31 protein-coding genes are annotated in these 26,113 nt (G+C 70.6%); 12 read left to right on the top strand and 19 right to left on the bottom strand.

All coding sequences use genetic code 11. The features are described from left to right. Window positions 1-17: 17 nt before the first annotated feature. Window positions 18-398: a sensor histidine kinase gene (locus GT347_RS10325; protein WP_160551871.1), complete on the top strand. Its 381-nt coding sequence runs from the start codon at window positions 18-20 to the stop codon at window positions 396-398. 112 nt (window positions 399-510) lie between these two features. After that, complete coding sequence (gene asd, locus GT347_RS10320) at window positions 511-1,371, top strand: archaetidylserine decarboxylase (protein WP_160551870.1); 861 nt, start codon at window positions 511-513, stop codon at window positions 1,369-1,371. Between the two features lie 12 nt (window positions 1,372-1,383). Here the strand turns inward: asd and GT347_RS10315 are convergent, their stop codons facing one another. The 5 genes from GT347_RS10315 to GT347_RS10295 are packed head-to-tail and all read right to left on the bottom strand — an operon-like array spanning window position 1,384 to window position 5,283. Beyond that, a complete protein-coding gene (locus GT347_RS10315) occupies window positions 1,384-1,701 on the bottom strand; it encodes an NIPSNAP family protein (RefSeq protein ID WP_160551869.1) in 318 nt (105 codons plus the stop codon). 11 nt (window positions 1,702-1,712) lie between these two features. Beyond that, entirely contained in the window at window positions 1,713-2,657 is a 945-nt protein-coding gene (locus tag GT347_RS10310; RefSeq protein ID WP_160551868.1) for a 2-hydroxyacid dehydrogenase, read from the bottom strand. Further along, on the bottom strand, window positions 2,657-3,607 hold the full coding sequence (locus GT347_RS10305; protein WP_160551867.1) for a Bug family tripartite tricarboxylate transporter substrate binding protein: 951 nt from the start codon (window positions 3,605-3,607) through the stop codon (window positions 2,657-2,659). The genes GT347_RS10310 and GT347_RS10305 overlap by 1 nt, the downstream gene beginning before the upstream one ends. Window positions 3,608-3,643: 36 nt before the next feature. Further along, entirely contained in the window at window positions 3,644-4,540 is an 897-nt protein-coding gene (locus GT347_RS10300; RefSeq protein WP_160551866.1) for an SMP-30/gluconolactonase/LRE family protein, read from the bottom strand. 14 nt (window positions 4,541-4,554) lie between these two features. After that, complete coding sequence (locus GT347_RS10295; protein WP_160551865.1) at window positions 4,555-5,283, bottom strand: RraA family protein; 729 nt, start codon at window positions 5,281-5,283, stop codon at window positions 4,555-4,557. Between the two features lie 95 nt (window positions 5,284-5,378). Here GT347_RS10295 and GT347_RS10290 point away from each other — a divergent pair, with 95 nt between their 5' ends. Further along, window positions 5,379-6,188 carry an IclR family transcriptional regulator gene (locus GT347_RS10290; protein WP_160551864.1) on the top strand — a complete coding sequence of 270 codons (810 nt, stop codon included), beginning with the start codon at window positions 5,379-5,381 and terminating at the stop codon, window positions 6,186-6,188. Between the two features lie 177 nt (window positions 6,189-6,365). Continuing rightward, window positions 6,366-7,358: a tripartite tricarboxylate transporter substrate-binding protein gene (locus GT347_RS10285; protein WP_160551863.1), complete on the top strand. Its 993-nt coding sequence runs from the start codon at window positions 6,366-6,368 to the stop codon at window positions 7,356-7,358. Here the strand turns inward: GT347_RS10285 and GT347_RS10280 are convergent. The 4 genes from GT347_RS10280 to GT347_RS10265 form a co-directional block, all read right to left on the bottom strand. Continuing rightward, window positions 7,346-7,981, bottom strand: coding sequence for a phosphatase PAP2 family protein (locus tag GT347_RS10280; protein ID WP_160551862.1), 636 nt, complete (start codon window positions 7,979-7,981; stop codon window positions 7,346-7,348). The genes GT347_RS10285 and GT347_RS10280 overlap by 13 nt on opposite strands. Window positions 7,982-8,142: 161 nt before the next feature. Further along, complete coding sequence (locus tag GT347_RS10275) at window positions 8,143-8,583, bottom strand: hypothetical protein (RefSeq protein ID WP_160551861.1); 441 nt, start codon at window positions 8,581-8,583, stop codon at window positions 8,143-8,145. A 79-nt stretch (window positions 8,584-8,662) separates the two neighbouring features. Further along, the gene (ppk2, locus tag GT347_RS10270) at window positions 8,663-9,577 is read right to left on the bottom strand and encodes a polyphosphate kinase 2 (protein WP_160551860.1); all 915 of its coding nucleotides are present in this window, start codon (window positions 9,575-9,577) and stop codon (window positions 8,663-8,665) included. A gap of 58 nt (window positions 9,578-9,635) precedes the next feature. Next, on the bottom strand, window positions 9,636-10,046 hold the full coding sequence (locus tag GT347_RS10265; RefSeq protein WP_326830400.1) for a MarR family winged helix-turn-helix transcriptional regulator: 411 nt from the start codon (window positions 10,044-10,046) through the stop codon (window positions 9,636-9,638). Between the two features lie 92 nt (window positions 10,047-10,138). On the opposite strand from GT347_RS10265, the gene GT347_RS10260 reads away from it, so the two are divergent. The 4 genes from GT347_RS10260 to GT347_RS10245 all read left to right on the top strand — a co-directional run bounded on the left by GT347_RS10260 (window position 10,139) and on the right by GT347_RS10245 (window position 12,894). Further along, on the top strand, window positions 10,139-10,906 hold the full coding sequence (locus GT347_RS10260) for a siderophore-interacting protein (RefSeq protein ID WP_160551858.1): 768 nt from the start codon (window positions 10,139-10,141) through the stop codon (window positions 10,904-10,906). A 6-nt stretch (window positions 10,907-10,912) separates the two neighbouring features. Continuing rightward, complete coding sequence (gene fdxA / locus GT347_RS10255; protein ID WP_160551857.1) at window positions 10,913-11,248, top strand: ferredoxin FdxA; 336 nt, start codon at window positions 10,913-10,915, stop codon at window positions 11,246-11,248. Window positions 11,249-11,363: 115 nt separating this feature from the next. Then, window positions 11,364-11,765 carry a polyhydroxyalkanoate granule-associated phasin gene (locus tag GT347_RS10250; RefSeq protein WP_160551856.1) on the top strand — a complete coding sequence of 134 codons (402 nt, stop codon included), beginning with the start codon at window positions 11,364-11,366 and terminating at the stop codon, window positions 11,763-11,765. Window positions 11,766-11,874: 109 nt separating this feature from the next. Continuing rightward, on the top strand, window positions 11,875-12,894 hold the full coding sequence (locus GT347_RS10245) for a hypothetical protein (protein ID WP_229722822.1): 1,020 nt from the start codon (window positions 11,875-11,877) through the stop codon (window positions 12,892-12,894). A 1-nt stretch (window position 12,895) separates the two neighbouring features. Here GT347_RS10245 and GT347_RS10240 read toward each other — a convergent pair whose 3' ends face one another. Genes GT347_RS10240 through GT347_RS10220 form a run of 5 tightly spaced genes read right to left on the bottom strand, consistent with a single transcriptional unit; the run spans window position 12,896 to window position 18,189 of the window. Beyond that, a complete protein-coding gene (locus tag GT347_RS10240) occupies window positions 12,896-14,356 on the bottom strand; it encodes an efflux transporter outer membrane subunit (protein ID WP_160551854.1) in 1,461 nt (486 codons plus the stop codon). Beyond that, window positions 14,353-15,303 (bottom strand): efflux RND transporter periplasmic adaptor subunit, encoded by a 951-nt coding sequence (locus tag GT347_RS10235; RefSeq protein ID WP_160551853.1) that lies wholly within the window; start codon window positions 15,301-15,303, stop codon window positions 14,353-14,355. The genes GT347_RS10240 and GT347_RS10235 overlap by 4 nt, the downstream gene beginning before the upstream one ends. Before the next feature lie 29 nt (window positions 15,304-15,332). After that, window positions 15,333-15,542 (bottom strand): DUF1656 domain-containing protein, encoded by a 210-nt coding sequence (locus GT347_RS10230; protein ID WP_160551852.1) that lies wholly within the window; start codon window positions 15,540-15,542, stop codon window positions 15,333-15,335. Beyond that, window positions 15,539-17,689, bottom strand: coding sequence for an FUSC family protein (locus tag GT347_RS10225; RefSeq protein ID WP_160551851.1), 2,151 nt, complete (start codon window positions 17,687-17,689; stop codon window positions 15,539-15,541). Before GT347_RS10225 ends, GT347_RS10230 begins: the two co-directional genes overlap by 4 nt. Further along, a complete protein-coding gene (locus tag GT347_RS10220; protein WP_229722821.1) occupies window positions 17,686-18,189 on the bottom strand; it encodes a MarR family winged helix-turn-helix transcriptional regulator in 504 nt (167 codons plus the stop codon). The genes GT347_RS10225 and GT347_RS10220 overlap by 4 nt, the downstream gene beginning before the upstream one ends. Window positions 18,190-18,311: 122 nt before the next feature. Here GT347_RS10220 and GT347_RS10215 point away from each other — a divergent pair, with 122 nt between their 5' ends. After that, a complete protein-coding gene (locus tag GT347_RS10215) occupies window positions 18,312-18,881 on the top strand; it encodes a chorismate--pyruvate lyase family protein (protein WP_160551850.1) in 570 nt (189 codons plus the stop codon). A gap of 25 nt (window positions 18,882-18,906) precedes the next feature. Next, window positions 18,907-20,112, top strand: a complete 1,206-nt coding sequence (locus tag GT347_RS10210) for a M20 aminoacylase family protein (protein WP_160551849.1) — start codon at window positions 18,907-18,909, stop codon at window positions 20,110-20,112. Window positions 20,113-20,119: 7 nt separating this feature from the next. Here the strand turns inward: GT347_RS10210 and GT347_RS10205 are convergent, their stop codons facing one another. Beyond that, a complete protein-coding gene (locus GT347_RS10205; RefSeq protein WP_326830399.1) occupies window positions 20,120-21,103 on the bottom strand; it encodes an aminopeptidase in 984 nt (327 codons plus the stop codon). 121 nt (window positions 21,104-21,224) lie between these two features. Beyond that, window positions 21,225-21,356: a hypothetical protein gene (locus GT347_RS27830; RefSeq protein WP_268236192.1), complete on the bottom strand. Its 132-nt coding sequence runs from the start codon at window positions 21,354-21,356 to the stop codon at window positions 21,225-21,227. Between the two features lie 45 nt (window positions 21,357-21,401). On the opposite strand from GT347_RS27830, the gene GT347_RS10200 reads away from it, so the two are divergent. Further along, complete coding sequence (locus GT347_RS10200) at window positions 21,402-22,682, top strand: class I SAM-dependent methyltransferase (protein WP_160551847.1); 1,281 nt, start codon at window positions 21,402-21,404, stop codon at window positions 22,680-22,682. Beyond that, complete coding sequence (locus GT347_RS10195) at window positions 22,676-23,002, top strand: DUF1840 domain-containing protein (RefSeq protein ID WP_160551846.1); 327 nt, start codon at window positions 22,676-22,678, stop codon at window positions 23,000-23,002. Before GT347_RS10200 ends, GT347_RS10195 begins: the two co-directional genes overlap by 7 nt. Before the next feature lie 72 nt (window positions 23,003-23,074). Here GT347_RS10195 and GT347_RS10190 read toward each other — a convergent pair whose 3' ends face one another. Genes GT347_RS10190 through GT347_RS10180 form a run of 3 tightly spaced genes read right to left on the bottom strand, consistent with a single transcriptional unit; the run spans window position 23,075 to window position 26,110 of the window. Then, complete coding sequence (locus GT347_RS10190) at window positions 23,075-24,082, bottom strand: ABC transporter ATP-binding protein (RefSeq protein WP_160551845.1); 1,008 nt, start codon at window positions 24,080-24,082, stop codon at window positions 23,075-23,077. Beyond that, complete coding sequence (locus tag GT347_RS10185) at window positions 24,075-25,223, bottom strand: ABC transporter ATP-binding protein (RefSeq protein ID WP_407704144.1); 1,149 nt, start codon at window positions 25,221-25,223, stop codon at window positions 24,075-24,077. The genes GT347_RS10190 and GT347_RS10185 overlap by 8 nt, the downstream gene beginning before the upstream one ends. After that, complete coding sequence (locus GT347_RS10180; protein WP_160551844.1) at window positions 25,220-26,110, bottom strand: ABC transporter permease; 891 nt, start codon at window positions 26,108-26,110, stop codon at window positions 25,220-25,222. Before GT347_RS10180 ends, GT347_RS10185 begins: the two co-directional genes overlap by 4 nt. Window positions 26,111-26,113 lie beyond the last annotated feature (3 nt).

Genomic DNA, 26,113 nt, shown 5'->3' with positions numbered 1-26,113 from the left:
GTTGCTATGGCTAGGCCATGCCTCCCAATGTCCTCGCCCCCTCCGCCGGCGCAGCCCTCTCCGGCCGTGCCGCCGTGGTCGCGCGCAGCCGTCCCATCGGCCCGCGCGGCGCCGCCAATGCCGTCCAGGGCGCGCGCCAGGACGAGCGAGAGCGCCTGGGCCGGGAAATCCACGCCCACCTCGACAGCCTGCTGGTCGGCCTGCGCATGGACCTGGCCTGGCTGGACCGCAGCCTGGCCGAGCAGGCCGGCAGCAGCGCCGATGCGGCGCAGACCCTGCGCATGCAGATGCGCATCCGCTGCGACGGCATGGCCGACCAGCTGGACCGGGTGGCCTCGCAGCTGGAGCGCATCGTGGGCGATCGGCCCGCCAGCAGCGACGGCGAGGCCCGGTCCTGAGAGCCGCGGCCGCGCTGCCCATGCGCGGGTAATCGGCGCCTGCGGCAGCGCGGTGCGGCGCATAGAATCCCGCGACCCGTCGCCACCCGCGAAGCCCAACCGGATCCCGCTCTTGCACCCACGCCTGCCCGTCCTGCCGCAATACGCCCTGCCCAAGAAGGCCCTCACCCGCTTCGCCGGCCGTGTCGCCGGCCACGAGGGCGGCGCCCGCACGACGAAGCTGATCCGCTGGTTCATCCGCAAGTACGACGTGGACATGTCCGAGGCGGCCGATCCCAACCCGGCCCACTACGCCACCTTCAACGCCTTCTTCACCCGCGCCCTGCGCGAGGACGCCCGGCCGATCGCGGACAGCGCCCTGGTCAGCCCGGTGGACGGCGCGATCAGCCAGTTCGGCGCCATCGCCCACGACCAGATCTTCCAGGCCAAGGGGCACCGCTATTCCACCTGCGCCCTGGTCGGCGGCGACGAGGCCCTGGCCAAGCGCTTCGAGAACGGCCATTTCGCCACCATCTACCTCAGCCCGCGCGACTACCACCGCATCCACATGCCCTGCGACGGCGTGCTGCGGCGCATGGTCTATGTGCCGGGGGAGTTGTTCTCCGTCAACCCGGTGACGGCGCGCGGCGTGCCGGGGCTGTTCGCCCGCAACGAGCGGGTGGTGTGTGTGTTCGACGGACCCTCCGGCCCCTTCGTGCTGGCCCTGGTGGGAGCCACCATCGTCGGCAGCATGGCCACCGTGTGGCACGGCGCGGTCAACCCGCCGCGCTTGGCCGCGGTGCGCACCTGGGACTATCCGGAGGGCGAAGTGGTGCTGAAGAAGGGCCAGGAGATGGGCCGCTTCATGCTGGGCTCCACCGTGGTGATGCTGTTCCCGGCCGCGCCGCTGCATTTCGAGGCGGGCTGGGCGCCGGGCGGCGCGGTGCGCCTGGGCCAGCCGATGGCCGACTGGCCGGCCGGCACCGCCGCCTGAGTCCGCCCCGGCTCAGACGTGCTTCGGATTGAAGCGCGCGCCGACCATCATCTTCACCTCCTGCGCCACGAAGGTGCCGCGGTTGGACCGCTTGAAGGCATGCCAGTCCGGGTCGGCCTCCATCGCCGCGCGGCGCTGCTCGCGGTCGGCCAGGCTGTCGTACACCCAGATGTGCACCACCTGGTTGAGCGGCCCGATCTCGCTGACGAAGAATCCCAGCAGCCGGCCCAGGTGGCGCTGCTGCACCGGCAGGCCGAATTCCTCGTAGCGCTGCAGGTAGTCGTCCATCAGCCCGTGGGCGACGGTGTAGGTGCGGTGTTCGAAGATCATGGGATGGGTGTTCAGACGGGTGGCGTGAGCACGCGGCCGGTAGCGAAGAAGGCCTGCAGGTTGTCCAGCACCAGCTGTTCCATGGCCGCGCGGGTCTGGCGGGTGGAGGCGGCGATATGCGGCAGGAGCACCACCCGGTCGTCCTGCAGCAGGGCCTGTGGCACATCTGGTTCCTGCTCGAAGACGTCCAGGCCGGCACCGGCGATCTCGCCCGCCGCCAGGGCGTCTATCAGTGCCTGCTCGTCCACCACGCTGCCGCGGGCGATGTTGACCAGATAGCCGCCGGGCCCCAGCGCACGCAGCACGGTGGCATTCACCAGATGGCGGGTGGCGGCGCCGCCGGGGCAGGCCAGCACCAGGTAATCGCACCAGTCGGCCAGGGCGGCCAGGTCGGGCTCGAAAGCCCAGGGCACATGGGCATGGGCGCGGCGGCCCTGGTAGCGCAGCTGCATGCCGAAGCCCTCGGCGCGCCGGGCGATCGCGGTGCCGATGCGGCCCAGGCCGACGATGCCCAGGCGCTGCCCCCACACCCGCGAGCCCAGGCCGAAGCCGCCCTGCAGCCAGCGGCCGTCCCGCACGAAACGGTCGGCCGTCACCAGCTGGCGGGCGCTGGCCAGCATCAGGCCGAAGGCCAGGTCGGCCACGCATTCGCTCAGCACATCGGGTGTGGTGCTGACCGCGCAGCCGGCCCGCGCCGCGGCGGCCAGGTCAATGCCGTCGAAGCCGGTGCCGAAGCAGGCCAGCACCCGCGCGCCCAGGCATTCGAAGACATCGGCCTGCGCCCCGTGGCGCGACATGGTGACCGCGCCGTCGAAGCCGCCGCGCCGCGCGGCCAGGAAGGCCGCGCGGTCGGGCTGGGTCCAGAGGGTTTCGATGCGGTATTGGCGCTGCAGGGCCTGTTCCAGCCCGGGCGGCAGCGGGCCGATCTGCAGGAGGGTGCGGTGTGTTTCTGGCATCACTCGGTCTGGATATGGGCCGCGCGCAGCCAGGGCAGCCAGCGCTGGAAATCGGCATCGAGCCGCGCCTGGAAGGCGGCGCTGCCGGCCGGATGGCTGAAACCCGCCTCGGCCAGACGCGCCGCCACCTCGGGTGTGCCGACCACCTGGGCCAGCGCCGCCGCCAGCTGCTGCACGAAGGCCTTGCTGCTGCCCGCCGGCACCAGCACGCCATACCAGTTGGTCAGCTGCAGCGCCGGCATGCCGGCCTCGGCGGCGGTGGGCACCTCGGGCAGCAGGGGCGAGCGCCGGGTGTCGAAGATCACGATGGGCTTGATGCGGCCGTCCGCCACGAAGGGCTTGAGCACCGGCACGTCGGCATTGACCAGGTCGACATTGCCCGCCATCAGGTCGACGATGGCCGGCGCCGCCCCGCGGTACGGGATGTGCACCATCTTCACCCCGGCGGTGCTGGCGTACAGCTCGGCGCCCACATGCATGGTGCCGCCGACGCCGGTGGAGCCGTAGTTGAGGCTGCCGGCGCGCGCCTTGGCCGTCAGCTCGGCCAGGGTGGAGACACCCAGCGTGGGCCGCACCGCCAGCAGGGTCTGCACCTCGCCGAGCAGGTAGACCGGCACCAGGTCCTTGCGGGCATCGACGGGCAGGTGCGGCGTGGTGCCGGCGCTCAGCACCAGGGCGGAGGTGCTGAGCAGGATGGTGTTGCCGTCCGGCGCCGACTTGGCCGCGTAGTTCGCGCCGACGGTGCCGCCCGCGCCGCCCCGGTTGTCCACGATGACCGGCCGGCCCAGCGCCTGGCCGAGCGGCTGGGCGACGATGCGGGCGATCTGGTCGGCCGGGCCGCCGGCGGCGAAGGGCACCACCATCTTCAGGGCTTCGGGTGCCGCCTGGGCGGCGCTGGCGAGCAGGGCCAGCGCCAGCAGCGCGGCGCGCCTCCTGTATTGCGTCTTCATGTCTGTCTCCGTTGTGATTCTTCTGTCGCCGCCGCTTCAGCCCGCGAAGCGCGGCTCGGGCAGGCCGCGCATGCCCACGTCCAGGGCCAGCAGCGCGCCGGCATACGGCTCCTCTGCCAGCTGCTGCGGCGTGAGGCGCTGCGAATGGCTGGTGATGTAGAGCGTGTCCAGCCCCGGGCCGCCGAAGGCCGGGCAGGTAGGGTGGGTCACCGGCAGCTGGATCACCCGGTCCACCTCGCCGTCCGGCGCCAGGCGGATCAGCTGGCCGCTGGCCACCATGCAGTTCCACAGATAGCCCTCGGCATCCACCGTGGCGCCGTCGGGCCGGCCGACCTGGTGGGTCCAGTCCTTGAAGACGCGGCGGCGCGAGATGCGGCCTTCGTCCAGGTCGTAGTCGAAGGCCCAGATCAGCTGGTTGTGGGTGTCGGCGAAGTACATGGTGCGGTCGTCCGGGCTCCAGCAGATGGCGTTGGGCAGCACGAAGCCGTCGAGCATCGCCGTCACCTGGCCGTCCGGCTCCACCCGGAACAGCACGCCGGTGCGGCTGCGGTCGGTGTCGTGCATGCTGCCCACCCAGAAGCGGCCGCGGCGGTCGGCCTTGCCGTCGTTCAGGCGCATGCCGGGCGCGCCCTGGATCGGGTCGGCGATGCGCCGCGGCGCCTGGCCGCTGTCGGGCTCGAAGGTATAGAGGCCGGTGGCGGTGGCCAGCAGCAGGCCGCCGGCCTCGCGCAGCGCGATCGAGCCGCTGCCCATGTCCGCATGCATGCGCAGCGCGCGGTGGCGGCCGGTGGCGGGTTCCCAGGACTGGATCGCCGGGCGGCGCACATCGGTCCACCACAGGCGGCCGGTGCGCTCGCACCACAGCGGCACCTCGCCCAGGATGTCGGCGCCCTGCACCACGCAGCGCAGGCCCAGGTCTCTCGCGTTCTCCATCTTCCTGTCTCCGTTCATTTGTATTTGGTGGCGGCCAGCGCGGCCAGGGTGATGCCGGCGGCGATGTCGGCCTTCTGGCGGTGGTCGCCGGCATCTATGTGCTCGGCCCCGGCCAGCACCGCGTCGACCTGGGCGAAGGGCACGAAGACCACGCCGGCCTCGTCGGCCAGCACCAGGTCGCCCGCATCGACCGCCACGCCGGCGATACGCACCCGGCCGTTGATCTCCACCGTCTCCAGCCGCCATTTGCCGGTGACGGGCGTGACGCCGCGCGACCAGATCGGAAAACCCAGCCCGCGCGATGCGCCCGGGTCGCGGAAGCCGCCGTCGATCACCGCCCCCGCGCAGCCGGCGCGGTGCGCCACCGTGGCCGACTGGCCGCCCATGTTGGAGACGCCGGTGAGGCCCTCGATCACCACCACATCCCCCGGATCGGCCTGGTTGTAGGCCTCGTGTTCGCCCATGCGACCGATGCCGGAGCGCGCCGCCGCGTCGGGCGACTCGGCCCGCTCCACATTGCGCACCGTCACCGCCTGGCCCACCAGGCGCTGTCCGGGCAGGCTGGGCGCCAGCAGCGAGGCGGGCAGCGCGCCCTGCAGGCCGAGCAGGTCCATGGCGTCGGAGACGGTGCCGGTGAGGTCTTCCAGCGCGGCGAAGCGGGCCAGCTTCCGGGGATCGAGCCGGGGCAGCGTGGTGCGGCGGATGGCTTCTGCGGGCACGCGGCCGGTCAAGGGTCTGTTCATCGGGATCGTGGTGAAGTGCCGGCCCCTGCCGGCGCGCCGCGATCTTGTTCCTGCATGCTAGGCTTTGACAACGTTCTCAAATACTGGGATTTCCAATGGCCGATGTGGGTGTCTCGACCGTGGTGCGGGCCTTCGCCGTGCTCGACCTGTTCTCGCTGGCGACGCCGGTGGTGGGGGTGGACGACGTGGTCGCGCGCCTGGGCTACACCCGCTCCACCGCCTACCGCTACATGCGCGAACTGGTGGAGGCGGGCCTGGTCACGCCCTGGGCCGGCGGCAGCTACAGCCTGGGCGCACGCATCATCGAACTGGAGCGGCTGACCGCGCTGACCGATCCGCTCTACCGCGCCGGCCGCGAGGTGATGGACGCGCAGCCGCACGGCAATTCCGCGCTGCTGCTGCACAAGCTCTACAGCGACAAGGTGCTGTGCATCTACAAGGCCGGGCCGGATGTGCTGGAGCATGCCGGCAGCCGCATCACCATCCGCCGGGCGCGCGGCATTCCCTTTCCGCTCTACCAGGGCGCGGCCTCGCTGGTGATGCTGCCCTACCTGTCGCCGCACCGCATCCGCCAGACCTATCTGCGCGACGCGGCGGCGATCCGCGCCGCCGGCCTGGGCGATGACTGGGAGGGCTGGCGGCGCACGCTGATCGCGGTGCGCAAGGCGGGCCACGCGGTGAGCAATGGCCAGATCACGCCTTCGGTCAGCGGCGTGGCGGTGGCCATCGTGGCGCCGGACGGCAAACGCCTGCTGGGCAGCCTGGCCCGCTGCTATCCCACCCAGGCGCCACCGCCAGAGGGCGAAGAGGCCTGCGCCCGTGACCTGGCGCGGATGGCGCGGGACATCGCCGCCCGCTACGGCCTGGCCGTGCGGCGCGGCGCCCAGGCTCCTAGGTCCCGCTGATTCCTTTCAGAAAGCTGACGTCGATTTCCGCCCCCTGGCCGGGTCGACGCTGTAGCGCAGGCCGGTAAGCGACCTGGGTCTTCGGGCTCTCGGTGTTTCCACCGTGCTGAAAAATCACGGCCCTACATAAGATCGGCGCCCTTTTCCCATCTTGCCGAGCCGCGAGGAATCCTCTCCATGACCAAGCTTTTCTCCTATTCCGTCCTTGCCGCCGCGAGCGCATTGGCCGCCATGGGCGCGCAGGCCCAGGAATTCCCGGCCAGCGGCCGTCCGATCACCATCGTGGTGCCCTTCACCGCCGGCGGCCCGACCGACCGGGTGGCGCGCGACCTGGCCCTGGCCCTGGCCAAGCCGCTGGGCGGCGCCAGCATCATCATCGACAACACCGCCGGCGCCGGCAGCTCCATCGGCACCGCCAAGGTGGCGCGTGCCGCGCCGGACGGCTACACCCTGCTGCTCAACCACATCGGCATGGCGACGATGCCGGGCCTCTACCGCAAGCTGCCGTTCGATGTCGAGAAGGACTTCAGCTACCTGGGCATCGTCAACGACGTACCCATGACCCTGATCGGCAAGCCCAACCTGCCCGCCAACAACTACAAGGAACTGACCAGCTACATCGCCGCCAACAAGGCCACGATCAACCTGGCCAACGCCGGCATCGGCTCGGCCTCGCACCTGTGCGGCCTGCTGTTCCAGAGCGCCATCAAGACCGAACTGACCGGCGTGCCCTACAAGGGCGCGGCGCCGGCCATCGCCGACCTGATGGGCAACCAGGTCGACCTGCTCTGCGACCAGACCACCAACACCACGCAGCAGATCGAGGGCAAGAAGGTCAAGGCCTACGCCGTGACCACGGCCAAGCGCCTCACCACGCCCGGCCTGAAGGACCTGCCGACCATGCAGGAAGTGGGCGTCGCCGGCTTCGAGGTGACGATCTGGCACGGCCTGTACGCGCCCAAGGGCACGCCGCCGGCCATCGTCAAGCGGCTGAACGACGCCCTGAAGGTGGCGCTGAAGGATCCGGTCTTCGTGAAGAACGAAGAGGCCCTGGGCGCCGTGGTCGCCAGCGACAAGCGCGTCGAGCCGGCCGAGCACCAGAAGTTCGTCGCCGCCGAGATCGCCAAGTGGACCCCGATCATCAAGGCGGCAGGCGTCTACGCCGACTGATCGGCCGCCTGCGCCCTTTCGGCCGAGCCGCCCGCGCCTGACAGCCGGGCGGCTTTTTCATGCCGGCGCTGGCGCCACCACCAGCCGACCTGGCCCAGCGCGGCGGTCAGCAGGATCGCCGAAATGCAGCCCAGGCCCGCGCCCGCGACCACGTCGCGCGGGAAATGCACCCCCAGATAGACCCGGCTCCAGGCGATGCCCACCGCGATCGCCAGTCCGCAGCCCACCAGCAGCCGCTTGCTGCGCAGGCTGGGCGACAGGGCCAGGCCGCACCAGCAGGCGAAGGCGCCGGCGGCGTGGTGGCTGGGAAAGCTCGAACTGCCGCCATGCGCCAGCCATTGCCAGCCGGCCTTGAGCGCGGCCGGCCGGGGCATGGGAAAGCCCTTGCGCAGGGCGGTCACGGTGATCCAGGCCAGCAGCATGCCGAGCACGGTGCGCAGGATGCTGCGGCGCAGGGCCGGTCCGCCGGCCACCGCGGCGGCCAGCAGGCCGGCACCGGCCAGGTCGGGCGTCATTTCCGAGAGAAAGGTGGCCAGGGCCAGGATGGCGGGCGTCGGTTCGGGGCCGGCGTTGAGCCAGGCGAACACGGCCGCGTCCACGGAGGAGAGGGAGAGAGCGGTCACTTCGAGCTTATAGCCTGGAAGGCTGTGGCAGCCGCTCGAAGCAGGCGCTGTGCCGGTGGATCGATCCCGGCGCGTCCGTGGCGGTCAGGATGCGATGCATCCGCCGTTTTTAGCCGCCGCGTGTAACCGCGGCATGACAGCGGCGTAGGCCGCTGGTGATCTCAGTCGCGGGTGGGGCGGCCGGTCTTGATCACCGGCACCTGGCCCAGCACGGCCAGCAGGGCCGCGTCGTCCAGCGACTTCAGCGCCTGGATGCCGGCGCGCAGCACTTCGCTCTTCTTGGCCGGGCGGCCGAGGGTGGAGGCGCGCAGCTTCAGGTCCTGCAGCAGGGTGTATTCGCCGCGCGGGATGGTGAAGCTGTCGCGCACCAGCTTCTCGGGCTTGGCTTCCTTGGCCGGCTTGGCGGGCTTTGCCGGCTTCTCGGCCTTGGCCGGCAGCGGTGCCGCAGCGGGCTTAGCGGCTTTGGCGGGAACAGCCTTCTTCACCGCCTTGGCGGGCGCGGCGGCCTTCTTCGCCGGCGCGGCCTTCACCGTCTTGGCTGCCTTGGCGGGCGTCTTGACGGCCTTGGGGCGGTTTCTTTTGCGGCGTTTTCCATGCGACATCTCCTTAAACGGTGTAAACAGTTTATACCGTTTCAGGAACGCGCCGGAAGATGGCCGCGGGAGGCGCCGCGGGCAGGCCTCAGTAGACCTGCGGAACGATCATCTCCGGCGGCGGCGGATGGCGCAGGTAGTCGGGGTTGCGCACCCGGGCCGGCAGCTCCACCGGCGGATGCTGCACCGCCTGGTAGGGCAGCTGGCCGAGCAGGTGGGAGATGCAGTTGAGCCGTGCCTTCTTCTTGTCGTCGGCCGGCACCAGCCACCAGGGCGCTTCCTCGATGTGGGTGCGCTCCAGCATGGTTTCCTTGGCCTTGGTGTAGGCCTCCCAGCGGCGTCGGCTTTCCAGGTCCATGGGGCTCAGCTTCCACTGCTTGAGCGGATCGTGGATGCGGCCCAGGAAGCGCAGGTGCTGCTCTTCGTCGGTGATGGAGAACCAGTACTTGATCAGCTTGATGCCCGAGCGCACCAGCATGCGTTCGAAGTCGGGCACGGTGCGGAAGAACTCCTCGTACTCGGCCTCGTCGCAGAAGCCCATCACCCGTTCCACGCCGGCGCGGTTGTACCAGCTGCGGTCGAACAAGACCATCTCGCCGGCGGCCGGCAGGTGCGCCACGTAGCGCTGGAAATACCACTGGGTGCGTTCGCGGTCGTTGGGTGCCGGAAGCGCCGCCACACGCGCCACGCGCGGGTTCAGGCGCTGGGTGATGCGCTTGATCACGCCGCCCTTGCCGGCCGCGTCGCGGCCCTCGAACAGGATCACCACCTTCTGGCCGGTGTTCTGCACCCAGTCCTGCAGCTTGACCAGTTCGCCCTGCAGCCGGAACAGCTCACGGAAATAGGCCTGGCGGGCGGCCTTGTCGTCGACCTGGTAGTGGCCTTCGCCGTCGAAGGCGCGGTCTTCCAGTTCGAGTTCGAGTTCCTCGTCGTAGCTGTCGACGAGGTCGCGGGAGATGCGCTGCATCAGCTCGTCGTTGTCCGGAATCTGGCTCAGGGACATGGGGATGCTTTCTTCGGTTAGCCCGCCATCGTCTGCGAGCCGGGTGACCGGCTTGTGACTAAGCGTCGAGGTTGGACTGCAGGCGCCGCAGCAGCAGCGCCAGCTGGGCGCGTTCGTCCTCGCTGAAGCCGGCGACGGCCTTTTCGCCCACCAGCGCGGCCTGCTGGCGCAGGGTGTCCTGGATGGTGCGGCCGGCCTCGGTCAGGTCCAGGCGCACGTTGCGGCGGTCGGTCTCGTCGGGCGTGGCGCGCAGCAGGCCGCGGTCGCGCAGGCCCTTGACCAGCCGCGCCAGCTGCGCCTTGTCGCGTCCGCTGAAGGCGGCCAGGTCGCTCTGCGTGGCGCCGGGATGGCGGCCGAAGTAGCCGAGCACCCTGCTGTCCATGTGGGTGATGTCGTGCGGGCCGTCGCGCAGGATGCGGTACTGCTGCGAGCGCACCTGGTGCATGACGGTGTGGATCAGATCCAGCACGTCATCCGTCGATTGGTTGACATTGTCAATTGTGTGGGGCATTATGGGAGACATTGTCAATCGTTTCACGGCAAAACGCCAGGAGCCTGCCCATGTCCACCGAATCCGTTTCCGAATCCCTTTTCGAACCCGTCTCCCTGCGCCGCGTGCAGCGTGTGCGCCACGACATCGTGCGCCGCGAGCTGCGGGTGCTGCGTGTCGAGCCGCTCGGGCCCAGCTTCCGCCGCGTGGTGCTGGGCGGTCCCGAGCTGCACGGCTTCGTCAGCGCCTCCTTCGACGACCACCTGAAGTTCATCACCGACCCCGGCACCGAGGCCCAGGCCATGCGCGACTACACCCCGCGCCACTACGACGCCGCCGCCGGGGAACTGACCCTGGAATTCGTGCTGCACGGCGACGGCCCCGCTTCCACCTGGGCGGCGCAGGCCGCGCCCGGCCAGACGGCCACCGTCGCCGGCCCGCGCGGCTCCACCGTGGTGCCGACCGATTTCGCCTGGCACCTGCTGGTGGGCGACGCCACCGCGCTGCCGGCCATCGCCCGCCGGCTGGAGGAATTGCCCGCCGGCACCCGCGCCATCGTCATCGCCACCGTGCCGCACCAGGACGACCGCCGCCCGCTGCACAGCGCCGCCGCGCTCGAAGTGCAGTGGGTGGACGGCAACCAGGGCCTGCTCGATGCGGTGCGAGCGCTGGCCCTGCCGCAGGGCGAGGGCTATGCCTGGTGCGCCGGCGAATCGCGCACCAGCGCCGCGCTGCGCGCCCTGCTGGTCGAGGAGAAGGGCCACGACCGCTATGCCATCAGCGCGGCGGCCTACTGGAAGCAAGGCGAGGCCGGCCACAAGCCCGCGCGCGGGCAATGAGCGGCCATGCCCTTCATCGTCACCGAGCCCTGCATCCGCTGCAAATACACCGACTGCGTGGCGGTCTGTCCGATGGACTGCTTCGTCGAAGGGCCGAACTTCCTGGCGATCGACCCGGACGGCTGCATCGACTGCTCGGTCTGCGTGGGTGAGTGCCCGGTGGGCGCCATCGTCAACGCGGCCGAGGCCACGCCCGAGCAGCAGCCCTACATCGAACTGAACGCCCGGCTGGCGAAGGATCCGCGCTGGAAACCGATCCGCCGGCCGCAGCCGCCGCTGCCGGACCACATCGACTGGCGCGAGGTGCGCGACAAGCGCCACCTGCTCGAATCGGCAGATTAGTGGCGCCTGCGCATCGGTAGGCATGGCGGCCTATGGGGTCGATGGCGGTATTCCCACGCACGACAACGGGCCCCGGCCCATCATGGATCGCATACGCACTCCAGGGAAAAACACGATGTCCACACGCACCAACCGCCGGCGCCTGTCGCTGGTCGCCCAGACGGCGGAACTGTCCATGGCCGTTCCGCAGGTGATGGCCCACCGGCTCGGCCGCATGGCCGCCGCGGGCGCCTCGCCTTCGGCACGCGACCGCGAGGAATTCAAGCTCATGGTCGATGAGAAGGTCGCCGCCTTCCAGGAATCCTGGCTGGCCATGGCGACCCAGGCGGTGCAGTTCCAGCAGCGCATGGCCCTGCAGATGTGGACGGCCTGCTGGCTGCCGCTGGCCCAGCCGGCCTTCGGGCGGCGCTCCATGCAGCGCCAGTGGAACGAGGCCGGCCTGGCCATCCTGGGCGCGGGCCTGGCGCCGGTCAGCCGGCGTGCGTCGGCCAATGCGAAGCGCCTGACCGCGCTGTAGCCCGGGTTTTCGTTGCCCGGTCGCCGGCTTCGTCGGCACCTGGTGAGCGGTAGGGCAGGCTTCGGAGACTGCGTGGCTGCGGCGATCCGCCGTGCCAGTCACCGCCCCCATGAACGACAGCTCCACCGATTTCCCGCTGAGTTCCCATTCCCGGGTGGCGCCGGTGCCGACATCGGTGTTCCGCATGCAGGGCGTCCTGCCCGTCTCCGAACCGGTGGCCGAGCCGGACGCGGCCAGCCGGTTCAGGTCGCTGCTCTGTGTTTGCCGTGCCGCATCGTCGGACGAAGACTTCCGCGGTGTGCCGACGCGCAGCCTCGATATCACGTCCTATCTCCGCTCCCACACCTTGCTGGCCGAATGGCTGGCGGCGCTGGTCGCCGGCCCCGCTTTCGGCGTCGCGCTGCAGGACGGCGCGGGCCGGTGCGAGGTCAGGCTCTGCCATCCGCGCGCCAGGGATGCCTGGTGGAAGCAGCATGTCAGGCGCATCGACGGCCGTTATGTCAAATGCGACGAGGTCCTCAACGGTTTCGGCACGCCCGGCTTTCGCCCTTTTCTGGTCCTGAAGCTGCGGATGGTGCAGACCGCGCTGGCGCTGATGGGGCTGGGGCCCGTCTCCGATATCGCCATCTGGCGGGCTCCGGCGGGCCGGCGCTGGGCCATCGTGGCTTCACGCCGCGCCCCGGGCCGGGAGCTGGAGATCCGCGCGGACCGGGCGGCCTATGACCGTTTCATCGGGGCGCCCGCCGGCGCCGCGGTGCTGTCGGCGGCCTGGCTGCTGGAACTCAACGACGTGATCAAGCCGGACCGGCAGCGGGTGCTCAACCTGGTCCAGTCCGACACCGGCGCGCTCGCCATCATCGACGGCCTGGACCTGAGCCCGCCGCAGCTGACCCGCGCCATGCTGCCGGCGGACGGCATCCGGCGGCTCTTCGGCCTGGGCCGGCAGGAGCTGCTCCAGGCGCTGGCAGTGGCCGCCGACGCCGCCCATGACTTCGCCGCCCGCCACGGCCCGGTGCTCACCGTCGTCGACGCGGCCCTGCAGGGCCAGCGCGAGGCCACCGAGCCGCTGGCGATGCTGGACGAATACATCGCCCGCTGCCACGCCCGGCTCGACGGGCTGCGCGACTGATTCAGCGCGCCGCGACGGCGGCAGGCTGTTCCCAGCCGCCGCCCAGCGCCAGGAAGACGCCGATCTGGTCGTCCGACAGCTGCGCATCCGATGCGGCCAGCGCCGCCTCGCTGCCGGCCAGGGCGCGTTCGGCGTCCAGCGCGTCCAGCGAGCCGGTCTTGCCGTTGCGGTAGAGCTGGCGGGCCTGGTCGGCCACGATGGCGCTCTGGTCGCGCGCGGCCTTCAGGGCGGCGTGGCGGTCGAGCTCGCGGGCGTAGACGTTCAAGGCGGTTTCGGTCTCGCGCAGGGCGTTGAGCACGGTGCCGTCGAAGCGCGCCAGGGCCGAGCGGGTGCCGGCCTCGGCCTGGGCGATGCGCGCCTGGGCCGCGCCGGTGTTGGGAATGGTCCAGGAGATCAGCGGGCCCAGGCTGTAGTTCAGCGTGTCGGAACTGCCGAAATCGTTGAGCCGGCCGGCGCTGATGGCGCTGATGCCCAGCGACACCTTGGGATAGAGGTCGGCCGTGGCCACGCCGATGCGTGCGTTGGCCACGGCCACGCCGCGTTCGGCCTGGCGGATGTCGGGCCGGCGGCGCAGCAGGGCGGCGCCGTCGCCCACGGGGATGGCCCCGGCCAGGCGCGGCGGCGCGGCGCATTCGGCCACCGCCTGCGGGAACTCGCGCGGCGGCGCGCCGGTCAGCGTGGCCAGCCGGTACAGCGCGTTCTGGCGCGCGGCCTGCAGCGGCGGCACGGCGGCGCGCAGCTGCTCCAGCTGGCCGCGGGCGCGGGCCGCGTCGATCACGCCGACCTTGCCGGCCTGCTGCAGCCGGTCGGACAGCGTCACGGCCTGCTGCTGCAGCTGGATCGAGGTATTGGCGCTCTGCAGCCGCAGCCCGGCCGAGCAGGCCTCGGCATAGGCGCGCGCGGTGCCGGCGGCCACGTTCACCCGTACCAGGTCCACGGCGGCTTCGGCCGAGCCGGTGCCGGCTTCGGCCGCCTCGATGGCACGGCGGATCTGCCCGAACAGGTCGAGCTGGTAAGAGAGGCTCGCCGTGGCGCCGTAGTTCATCGTGCTCGGCGGTTCGTAGCCGGGCTTGACCAGGTCCAGGCCCGACTTGTGGCCGAAGGACGGGCCGCCGCCCACCGTCACGCTGGGCTTCTGCGCGCCGCGCACTTCCTGGTCGACCGCCTGTTCGCGCTCCAGGTTGGCGACGGCTTGCCGCAGGTCGGTGTTGTGGGCGAAGGCCTGTTCGATCAGGGCGTCGAGCCGCGCATCGTCGTACAGACGCCACCACTGCGGCGGCAGCGGCGTGGCGGAAGAGGCAGCCTGGGCTTCGGCCGAGGCGAAGGCGCCGGCCGATGCGGCGTGCGCGGGTTGCAGCGCCTCGGGCGGGTGGTAGTCGGGGCCCACCGGATGCGTGGCGCAGCCGGCCAGCAGGGCGGCGGCGCCCAGCGCCAGCGGGGCGAGGGAGAAGGCGGGTTTCATGACTTGGTCCGTCCCAGGAAGGGCAGGCCGTAGGGCGACTGCACCGGATGGGCTTCGCGCACCGCCACGGTCACCGTCTCGCCGGCCACCAGGCGGGTGCCTTCGGGCAGCGGATCGAGCTTCACCCGCACCGGCACGCGCTGCGCCAGCCGCACCCAGTTGAAGCTGGGGTTCACGCTGGGCAGCAGGTTGCCGCTGGTGCTGCGGTCGCGGTCGGCGATGCCGGCGGCGATGCTTTCCACCGTGCCTTCTAGCTGGCCGCCGCCCATGGGCATCACCCGCACCCGGTCGCCCAGGTGGATGCGCGGCAGCTTGGTTTCCTCGAAATAGCCTTCGACATAGATGGAGCCCGAATCCACCAGCGCCAGCACCGGATGGCCGGCCGCCGCGTAGCTGCCCTGGCGCAGGTCGAGGTTGGTGATCAGGCCGTCGCTGGGCGCGCGCACCGAGGCGCGCTCCAGGTTGAGCCGGGCGCCGTCGAGGCCGACCTGGGCGGCGGCCAGGTTGGACTGGGCCACTTCCATGCGCACCCGGGTCTGCTCGCGCACTTCCTGCGAGATCAGGTCGCCGAGGTCCTTGTTGCGTTTGTCCTCGCGCTGGGCCTGGGCGAGCGCGGTGCGCAGCATGCCGATGTTGACCGAGGCCTGGCGCTCGGCCAGCGTGTAGCGGGCATGGTCCACCTCGAAGAGCAGGGTGCCGGCCTTGACCGACTGGTTGTCCTGGATCGGCACGGCGGTGACCAGGCCCGACACGTCCGGCGCGATCTGCACGACATTGGCGCGCACCCGGCCGTCGCGGGTCCAGGGGGCGAGTTCGTAGTGGTCCCAGAGCTGCAGGCCGGCCCAGCAGGCGGCGAGCACCACCAGCAGGGTCAGCGCCATGCGGCCGAGGTAGAGGAACGATTTGGTGAGGAAGTGGCGCTGGGGCGCGGAGGCGGGGGCGGTCATCGCGGTCTCGGTCTGGTGATCTCGAAAATTCAGGAAATGGCGGGAGCGGTGAAGAAGGCCAGGGCGTAGAGCACCAGCACATACACGCCGATGTCGAACAGCGCCGGATGCCATACCCAGCGGTAGACACCGACGGCCGCGAACAGGCGCCGCAGCACCCAGCTGCCCAGCAGCGCGGCGCCGGCCAGCAGCATCAGCCAGGGCAGGTAGAGGCCGTAGAAACTCGCTTGGCCGATCATGGGATGCTCACTCCGGATACAGGGGCGGCGGCCAGTGCGGCCGGCGCTTCGGGAAACAGGTTGCGGCGCAGGCCGACCAGGGCGGCGACGGCGCGGCGGTGGTCCGGCCGGGGCATTTGCTGCAGGGCGCTGGCCAGCATGCGGTCGAGTTCCCGCAGCAGGCCGGGCGAACGTTCGACCTCGTTGGAGGTGGCCTCGGCCCGGCCGGCGATGCGGTCGCGGAAGACTTCGGCGATGCCGGCCAGCAGGCCGCCCAGGCCCGCCTGCGGCAGGCGGGTGCGCAGCTGCTGCAGCTGGGCGATGTCGTCGCCCACCCGCAGGTCGCGAAGCACCCGCTGGGTGCGCGGCGAGCCGGGCTGGGTGTCGCCGGCGGCCACGCGCGGGGCCAGCAGGGCGATGCGGTCCAGCATGCGTGCGGCATAGGCATCGGGCTGCACCTCGCCGCGGCGCGCCGAGGCCATGCCCGCCAGGTCGCGCCAGGTGGCGCGGCGGATGCGGGCGGCGCTCCAGTCGGTGCCGACCGAGCGGATCAGCCGCGTCACCCGCGCGGCGGCGACGATGCCGACGATCTGCGCCAGGTTGGTGTTGAGGAAACTCGCGATGTCCGCGCTGGCGGTGTCGTGCAGCGCCAGCGAGCCGCTGATGCCCATCACCATGCCCAGGCCCATCAGCATCGTCGCTGGCCGGCCGGCATAACAACCCAGCACCAGGAAGACCGGCGCGCAGACCAGCACCAGCATGCCGAAGTCGTGGATCAGCGGCAGCGCCACCAGCATGTAGAGCACGCCCAGCGGCAGCGACCAGAGCGTGGCCACCAGGAAGCCGTGGATGGCGGGCACCGGGTCGTCCATGGTGGCGAAGAAGCTGCAGAAGACGCCGGCCATCATGGCCGCCACCGAGCCGCTGGGCCAGCCGGTGTAGATCCAGAAGAAACAGCACAGGCCGACCGCCACTACCGCCGCGAAGGCCGACAGCAGCGCCATGCCGACGTCGCGGTGCAGCACCCGGTTGCCGAGCGCGGCCGAACGGCGCAGCGGCGCGGCATGGCCGGCCAGGCCCGCCTCGATGTCGCGGCGCAGCACGGTGCAGGCGCGCCAGCCCAGCAGCAGCTGGTCCAGCCGGGCGGCGAGGTCGATGCGCAGGGCGCGGGTCCAGGGGGAGTGCGGGGCCGGCGGTCCGACGAAGCCGTCATCGATGGCGGGCAGGCTGTCATCGGCCAGGGCCTGCACCTGCTGGCGCAGCACCGGCAGGGTGGCCGCATCGCCGCCGGCCTCCAGCCATTGGGCGGCGCTTCCCAGCAGGTCCTGCACGTCGGGCGCCAGGCCGCCGCGGTCCTGCTCCATCGCCAGCAGCCGGTCTTCCAGGGCCGACAGGGTGGGCGTGAGCGCGGCGATGCGGTCCTGCATCTCGCGGATGGCGCCGGCGGTCCAGCGCACATGGCTGGTGTCGTAGGGGATGTGGGTGGACAGCAGGCGCAGCTGGGTGATGTCCAGCGCCAGGCGGCGGCGGTCCACCGACAGCGCCTCGCGCCGCGCCGGCGCCACCATGCCCTGCGTCCGCGCCGGGCCGAGCAAATCGGACAGCCAGGTGCGCGCATCGCCGAGCGCGCGGTCCAGCATGCCCGACAGGGTGGCCGACATGCCCACCGGCAGCACGATCGCATGGACCAGGCTGGCGCAGAGGATGCCCAGGCCGATCTCCTGCACCCGGGCCATGGCGGTGTCGAACAGCAGGTTGGGCGCTTCCACCGAAGGAAAGCCGATCAGCGCGGCGGTGTAGCCGGCCAGCATGAAGACATAGGAGCGCGGCGTGCGGTCCAGCAGCGAGATGAACAGGCAGGTGCCCAGCCACAGGCTCAGCACCAGCGACAGCAGGAAGGGCGCGTTGGCCAGCGCCGGCACGATCAGCACGGTGGCGGTGCAGCCCAGCAGCGTGCCGAGGAAGCGGTAGAGCGCCTTCGAGCGCGTGGCGCCGGCCAGCGGGTTGGAGACGATGTAGGCGGCCGTCATCGCCCAGAAGGGCCGCGGCAGGCCGGCCCGGTTGGCCAGGTACATCGCCAGCATGGCGGCGGCGAAGGTCTTGACCGAGAACAGCCACTCCGCGCGGTTGAAGCGCAGGAAGCCGGGCAGCAGCAGGGGCTGGCTCATGAACCCGACTCGGGGGTGCCGGCCAGTGCGCCCGGGCCGGGCGAACTCTTGCCCACACGCGCGTCCAGCGCGGCGAACACCCGCAGGCAGGCTTCGAGGTCCTCGTCGGAAACGGCGGAGAAGATGTCGGCGCGCAGTTCGTCGAGCGCGCTCTCGATCTTGTCGCGCGCGGCCTGGCCGGCGGCGGTGATGTAGAGGCCCTTGGCGCGGCGGTCGGAGGCGTCTTCGCGGCGCTCGATCAGGCCGGCCTCGGCCAGCTGGTCGAGCGGACGCACCAGCGAGGCGGCCTCGATCGCCAGCAGCTCGGCCAGCGCGCCGGCACGCACGCCGTCGCCCAGCCGGCCGATCATCACCAGCGGCCAGGCCATGGCCTGCGACATGCCCACATGGGCCACCGCCTTGTCGGCGGCGGAGCGGTAGGCGCGCTGCAAGGTCGGCAGGCGGCTGGTGAATGCCATGAGGCTGGCGGCACGGCGCTTGGCGGTGGTGGAAGAGGGCATGGCGGGACGGTTCTGGAAAAAGATAGCTTCAAACTAATTAGCTTGCTATGTATTTTAAGGGTAAACCCCGGCGATAGACTTCCGCCTGTTGTTTATTCCCCTCCTGTGCGGAGGCCAGACCCGTGCCGTCCCTGCTGCGCCAGCGCTTTCTCCTGCCCGATGCGGCGCCCGAACGGGCCCTGCAAGAACGCCGTTACCTGCAACTGCTGATGGTGCAGGACGGCTCCACCACCCGCCTGTGCGAGGCCGTGGCCGGCCGGCCGGTGGATTTGGAGGTGCCGCTGCAGCGCATCACGGACGAAGTGCCCGGCATCGTGCGCGCCAGCCTGCCGGGCGATCGTTTCATCGAGCGGCGGGTCTGCCTGTCGGCCCACGGCCAGGTGATGATGGACAACCTCAGCTACATCGCCCTGCAGGGCCTGCCCGACGATGTGCGCGCCGATCTCGAAGCCGCCACCATCCCCATCGGCCCGCTGCTCGACCGCATGTGGGTGCGCCGCGAGTTCGACGAAACCGGCGCCGAGCCCCTGCGCCAGCGCCTGTGGGAGGCCGCCGGCCTGCCCGACCCCGAGGCCACCCGCACCCTGCGGGTGCACACGCCGCAAGGCCCGCTGATGCTGATCACCGAGACCTGGCGGCGCGGCATGCTGATGGGCCTGCCCTTAGGCCGCCGCGTCCCGGGGCGGGGGTAGACTGGCCCGCTACCAGGAGCCCCACATGAACGCCCCCATCCTCGACGCCGACCTCCCGGCCCTCGTCGCCCTGCGACGCGACATCCACGCCCATCCCGAACTCGGTTTCGAGGAAGTCCGCACCTCGGCCCTGGTGGCCGAGCGGCTGGAATCCTGGGGCATTCCCGTGCACCGCGGCATCGGCCGCACCGGCCTGGTCGGCGTGATCCGCGGCAGCCGCGACAGCGGCCAGCGCACACTTGGCATCCGCGCCGACATGGACGCCCTGCCCATCGCCGAGAAGAACAGCTTCGCCCACGCCAGCCGCCACCCCGGCCGCATGCATGCCTGCGGCCACGACGGCCACACCACCATCCTGCTGGCGGCGGCCGAGCACCTGTCGAAGAACCGGGATTTCGACGGCACGGTGCACCTGATCTTCCAGCCGGCCGAGGAAGGCGGCGGCGGCGGCCGGCTGATGGTGGAGGAGGGCCTGTTCGAACGTTTCCCCTGCGAGGCCGTCTTCGGCCTGCACAACTGGCCGGGCATGCAGGCCGGCCAGATGGCGGTGAGCGCCGGGCCGGTGATGGCCTCGTCCAACGAGTTCAAGATCACCATCCGCGGCAAGGGCTGCCATGCCGCCATGCCGCACATGGGCATCGACCCGGTGCCGGTGGCCTGCCAGATGGTGCAGGGCTTCCAGAACATCGTCAGCCGCAACAAGAAGCCGCTGGATGCGGGTGTGATCTCGGTCACCATGATCCACACCGGCGAGGCCACCAACGTGGTGCCCGACACCTGCGTGATCGAGGGCACGGTGCGCACCTTCAGCATCGAGGTGCTGGACCTGATCGAGCGCCGCATGCGCCAGGTGGCCGAGCACACCTGCGCGGCCTTCGAGGCCGGCTGCGAGTTCGTGTTCGACCGCAACTACCCGCCCACCATCAACCATGCCCACGAGGCCGATTTCCTGCGCGGCGTGGCGCAGCGGGTGCTGGGCGAGCACAACGTGCCGGCGCAGGAGCCCACCATGGGCGCCGAGGACTTCTCGTACATGCTGATGGCCAAGCCCGGCGCCTATGCCTTCCTGGCCAACGGCGACGGCGACCACCGCGACGCCGGACATGGCATGGGCCCGTGCATGCTGCACAACCCCAGCTACGACTTCAACGACGAGCTGATCCCGGTGGGCGCGCGCTGCTGGGTGGAACTGGTGCAGTCCTGGTTCGACGCGCCGGCACCCCGGCGCTGAGGCAGGCTCAGGACGGCGCCAGGGCCTGCAGCGCGGCCAGGCGCTCGGGCTTGGGCATGTCGGCCAGCTTGCGCACTTCGGCATAGAAACGCGGCCAGGGGTCTCCGCCGGGCTCGGCCGCCACCTTGGCGAACAGGGCCTGGAAGGCCGGCACCAGGGTGTCGTAGGCGGCCAGCGCGCCGAAGGAGGCGTTGTTGGCCTCGGCCACCCAGCGGTCGTAGCCGGCCACGTTGGCGCCATCGCCGCCCCAGGACGCGCGCAGGGCGGCGTAGCGGGCGCGGAACCCGGCCATCACGATCTCCTTCTGCGCCAGCTTCTCCGAAGGCGGCGCATCGCTGGCCTGGTAGACCTCTTCCAGCGAGCGGCGGGTGTCGCGTGTCAGGTCACGGAAATCGCGCTGCCGGCCCGCGAAGCGCTGGTAGGCCTCGCGTGCCTCGGGCGAGGCTTCGCTGGCCAGCCAGCGGTCGCGGCCCATCTGCTCGACGGCGGTGGCGAAGGATTCGTTGAAGGTGGTGTCGCCCTCGGCATAGACCACCTGGTGCGCCAGCTCGTGGAAGACCATGCGGGCCAGTTCGCCCTCCGGATAGCCGATGAAGGTGCTGAGCAGCGGATCGCCGCCCGCCCAGTTCAGCCAGCCCAGCGTGGAGTACGCCGGCACGCCGTAGACCGAGACCTCCAGCCCCTGGCCGCGCAGGCCGGCGGCTTCCTCGCGCGCGGCGGCCTCGCTGTAGTAGCCGCGGTAGCCGATGCAGCCGGTCACCGGGAAACACCAGGTCTGCAGCGTCAGCGACAGGGGCGGCGCGGCCACCACGTTCCAGACGGCGGCTGTGCGGTGCAGGTCGGCGTAGCGCCGGTAGCTAGGGTTGTCGGGCAGGCCGAGCTGCGAAGAGGCGAAGGCGCGGATGCGCTGGGACAGCCGCAGCCGGTCCTTGAGCGCCGGGCTGGCGGCCGGGTCGGCCAGCCAGTCGTCCACCGGCCGGGCCGAGCGCATCAGCGAGAGATGGCCGGTGAAGGACTGCCAGTAATAGCCCGGCCCGCTGGACCCGACCCCCGTGCAGCCGGCCAGTAGCGCCGCCAGAAGGCATGGAAAGACCCGATGGACAAGCCGTGATTCAAAAATATTTCGCATCGAAATGAAAGCGGAATGAAAGCATCCGGACGAGTTCCGGCATGCGGCCGCGCAGCCGGTTTCTCGCCTGCTGCAATGAGCCGTTGGGTGCAGATTCTGCGACTTTGTCCGACATCGTGCTTGTTGACGTTTGATAACAAGCGCGCAAAAATTTTCGACCATGCACGCTTTACAAAAACAGTTAGAGGAGCGGTTGCGACAACTACCCGTGTCTGTCGCGCTGCGTTTACCTGGGGGTGAGTGGATCGGACCGGCGCAGGCCGCGGTGATGCTTCACATACGTGACATGGGTGCGGCGGCCAGGCTGATCGCCGGGCAGGTCGGGGCGCTGGGCGAGGCGGTGGTCGAAGGCCGCGTCGAGATCCAGGGCCGCATGCGCGACCTGATGCAGGCGGTGGCAGGGCTGCTGCCGGGCAATCCCACCGAAAGCCACGAGCACTGGTGGAGCCCGCTGCTGCGCAGGGCGAAGTCGATGGCGGCCCACACCCGGGAGCGCGACGCCGAGCAGATCCAGTTCCATTACGACGTCTCGGACGACTTCTACCGCCTCTGGCTGGACCCGCGACGCGTCTATTCCTGCGCCTACTACCGCGACAGCGACATGACGCTGGCCCAGGCCCAGGAAGCCAAGCTCGACCACATCTGCCGCAAGCTCAACCTGCAGCCCGGCGAGCGTTATCTCGACGTCGGCTGCGGCTGGGGCGCGCTGCTGCTGTGGGCGGCCGAGCACTACGGCGTGCAGGCCACCGGCATCACCCTCTCGCACAACCAGCATGCGCATGTGCAGAAGCTGATCGAGGAACGCGGCCTGGGCGACCGGGTGCAGGTGCTGCTGTGCGACTACCGCGACCTGCAGCCGGCCCAGCCCTTCCAGAAGATCTCCTCGGTCGGCATGTTCGAGCATGTGGGCCGCGCCAACATGGTGGCCTACTTCGGCCAGCTGATGCGCCTGCTGGAGCCGGGCGGCCTGGTGCTCAACCACGGCATCACGGCCGGCGGACTGGAGAACGCCCAGCTCGGCGGCGGCATGGGCGACTTCATCGAGAAGTACATCTTCCCCGGCGGCGAACTCATGCACTTCAGCAATGTGCTGCACGACATGGCAGAGGCCGGGCTGGAGTCGGTCGACGTAGAAAGCCTGCGCCCCCATTACGCCCGCACCTTGTGGGCCTGGTCGGATGCGCTGGAGGGCAAACTCGACGAAGCCCGGCGTGTGCTGACGGCCGGCTCGGACGCCGACCGGGCGGAGAAAGTGCTGCGCGCCTACAGGCTTTATCTGTCGGGGTGCGCGATGAGTTTCGAGCGGGGCTGGATATCCTTGCACCAGATCCTCGCCAGCAAGCCCGATGGCCAGCTGAACACCGGCCGCATGGCGGGGGCACAATCCGTCTATCCCTTCGAACGGGACTATATCTATTCAGAAAGGAAGGCCGCATGCTGAAATTGAAGTCACGCGCCACCGCAGAAGTCATCCTCTTGGACTCCAGTGCACTGCAGATCCTGCACATCATCGGCAAGGATCCGGAAGCCCCGGGCGTCATCACCGTCGCCCAGATTCCCGACGCCGTGGCGGCCCTGCGCAAGGCCGTGGAAGAGCACGATGCCCAGCCGGACGTGAGCGAGTCGATCGGCGACCACCATGAAGGCGAGCAACACGTGCACAGCGACGGCAACATCAGCCTGCGCCAGCGCGTGGCACCGGTCATCGACATGCTCAACCGCAGCCTGGCCGAACGTTACGACGTGGTCTGGGGTGTCTGAGCTACGCTGACCCGCACCCATAAAAAGGCCGGCTTCATCGCCGGCCTTTTTGTTGGTGGAGCGCGGGCGCGATCAGGCGCTGACCGTCCCCGCCGGCCGCACGCCGTCCACCACGTCCAGGCGTATGCAGCGTGCGCTGTGGCCGGCGCCCAGCGCCGTTTCCGGCGGCTGGATGGCGCGGCAGGCCGCCTCGGCCCAGGCGCAGCGCTCGGCGAAGGCGCAGCCCGGCGGCAGCTTCGACAGGTCGGGCGGAGAACCGGCGATGGTCTGCAGCCGCCTTCCCTTCTGCATGGCGCCATGGCTGCGGCTCTGCAGCAGCGACAGGGTGTAGGGGTGGCGCGGCCGGGTCAGCAGCACGGCGGCCGGTCCCTGCTCCACGATGCGGCCCGCATACATCACCGCCATGCGGTCGGCCACCTCGGCGGCGGCGCCGATGTCGTGGGTGACGAAGACGATGGCCAGCCCCATCTCCTGCTGCAGTTCGCGCAGCAGCAGCAGGATCTGGATCTGCACCGTGGCGTCCAGCGCCGTGGTCGGCTCGTCGGCCAGCAGCACCTGGGGCCGGCAGGCCAGGGCCAGGGCGATCATGGCGCGCTGGCGCATGCCGCCGGACATCTCGTGGGCATAGGCCGCGAGGCGCCGCTCCGGGCTGGGGATGCGCACCCGCTCGAACAGCGCCAGCGCCCTGGCGCGGGCCTCTGCGCGGCCGATCTTCTCGTGCCGCAGGATGGTCTCGACGATCTGGTCGCCCACCGGGTAGACCGGGTCCAGCGCCAGCAGCGGCTCCTGGAAGATCATCGCCACCTTCCTGCCGCGCAGGGCCGAGAGGCCGGCCTTGTCCAGCGCCAGCACATCCGCGCCGGCGGCATGCAGCTCGCCGCTGATGCGGGTGCTGCGCTCGGCATGCAGGCGCATGATGGCGCGCAGGGTCACGCTCTTGCCCGAACCCGACTCGCCGATCAGCGCCACCACCTCGCCCGGCTGCAGTTCCAGGTCCACGCCGTTGACGGCCTCCACCTTCTTGCCCGGCGCGTGGAATTCCACCCGCAGGTTCTTCATGCGGACGGCGGGCTCAGCCATGGCGGGCCTCCGGAAAGATGTTGATGCCGTGCAGCGACGCCAGGGTGTCTTCCTTCGGCGGCGCGGGCTGCGGGAAGTCCGGGCCGGCCACATAACCCGAGCCCGGCTGCCAGCGCAGGCAGGCCACGCCATGGCCCGGCACCGGCTCCACGAAACGCGGCATCAGCTGGCTGCACACCGCCTGGGCGAAGGCGCAGCGGGTGTGGAAGCGGCAGCCCGAAGGCGGGTCGATCGGGTTGGGCGGATCGCCCGACAGCGGCGCCTCGGTGGTGCGGCGCAGCGGATCGGTGCTGGGCATGGACTGCAGCAGCGCCCGTGTGTAGGGATGGCGCGGCGCATCGAACACCTGCTCGGCCGGCCCCACCTCCACCACCTGGCCGAGGTACATCACCAGCACCCGGTCGCTCACATAGCGCACCACCTGCAGGTCGTGGCTGATGAAGAGATAGGTCAGGCCGAAGTCGCGCTTCAAGTCTTCCAGCAGATTGAGCACCTGGGCCTCGACCGACTTGTCGAGCGCCGACACCGCCTCGTCCAGGATCACCAGCCGCGGCTCCAGCGCCAGGGCGCGGGCGATGTTCACCCGCTGGCGCTGGCCGCCGGAGAGTTCGTGCGGATAACGCCCGGCGAAGCGCGCGGGATCCAGGCCGACACGGGCCAGCAGGTCGTGCGCCCGGGCCAGCGCGGCCTTGGCGGAGACGCCGTGCACCGTCGGGCCGAATGCCACCGAGTCCTCGATCGTCATGCGCGGATTGAGCGAGGAATAGCTGTCCTGGAACACCATCTGCGTCTGCCTGCGGAACTCGCGCAGCGGCAGGCCGGGGCCGCCGACCGCCTGGCCGTCGAAGACCAGTTCGCCCTTGTCCTGCACGGTGAGCTGCATCAAGAGCCGCGCGGTGGTCGACTTGCCGCAGCCGGATTCGCCCACCACGCCCAGGGTCTCGCCCTTGCGGATGTCGAAGCTCACGTCGTCCACCGCCCGCACGGCCGGTCGCGGGCCGCCGAAGCCCAGGCCCTTGCGCTTGAGCGGGAAATGCTTCTGCAGATGCTGCACCCGCAGCAGCGGCTGGCGCGGGCCGCCGATGTCGCGCGGGTCGGCCAGCGCGGCGGGCGTGATGTCGGGGATGAAGGTGGAACTCACTGCTTGACCTCCATGGCCTGGCGCAAGCCGTCGGCCAGCATGTTGAAGGAGATGGAGGTGACGAAGATCAGCGCGCCGGGCAGGGCGGCGATCAGCGGCTGGCTGTAGATGGCCGTGCGCAGGGTGTTGAGCATCAGCCCCCATTCCGGCTGCGGCGGCTTCACGCCCAGGCCCAGGAAGGACAGGCCCGAGGCCAGGATCATCGAGACCGAGATCAGGCTGGTGGCATAGACGAAGATCGGCCCGACCACATTGCCCAGCACATGGCGCCGCACGATCGTGAAGGCTCCCGCGCCCGAGGCCCGCGCCGCATCCACGTAATCGCTGCGCCGCACCTGGGTCGTCACGCTCTCGGCGATGCGGGCGATCTGCGGCACGAAGACCACCGTCAGCGAGATCAGCGCGTTGGTGATGCCCGCGCCCAGCGCGCCCGACAGCGCGATCGCCAGCAGCACCGAGGGAAAGGCATACAGCACGTCGATGCAGCGCATCACCACCGTGTTCAGCTTGCCGCCCGCATAACCCGCGAACACGCCCAGCGCGCCGCCCACGACGAAAGCCATCAGCACCGGCGCGATGCCCATGAACAGCGACAGCCGACCGCCCAGGATCAGGCGCGAGAGCAGGTCGCGGCCCAGCTCGTCCGTGCCCAGCGGATAACCCGCCGTGCCGATCGGCCGCAGCCGCTTGAACATCGAGGTGGCGAAGGGGTCGGCCGGCATGATCCAGGGCGCCAGCAGGGCCGCCAGGATCAGCAGCAGGATGAGCGCCGCCGCGCCCATGGCCACGGGATTGCGCACCAGCCGGCGCAGCACATTGGCGCCGTGGCTGCGCGAGCGGACCACGGATGCAAGAGGCGCTCCGCCGGGCGTGAGGATGGCTGCCATGGA

The organism is Xylophilus rhododendri (genome assembly GCF_009906855.1).
GTDB classification, from domain to species: Bacteria; Pseudomonadota; Gammaproteobacteria; order Burkholderiales; family Burkholderiaceae_C; genus Xylophilus; species Xylophilus rhododendri.
Note: the sequence above shows the minus strand (reverse complement) of the source record. Positions and strands in the feature narration are given on the sequence as shown.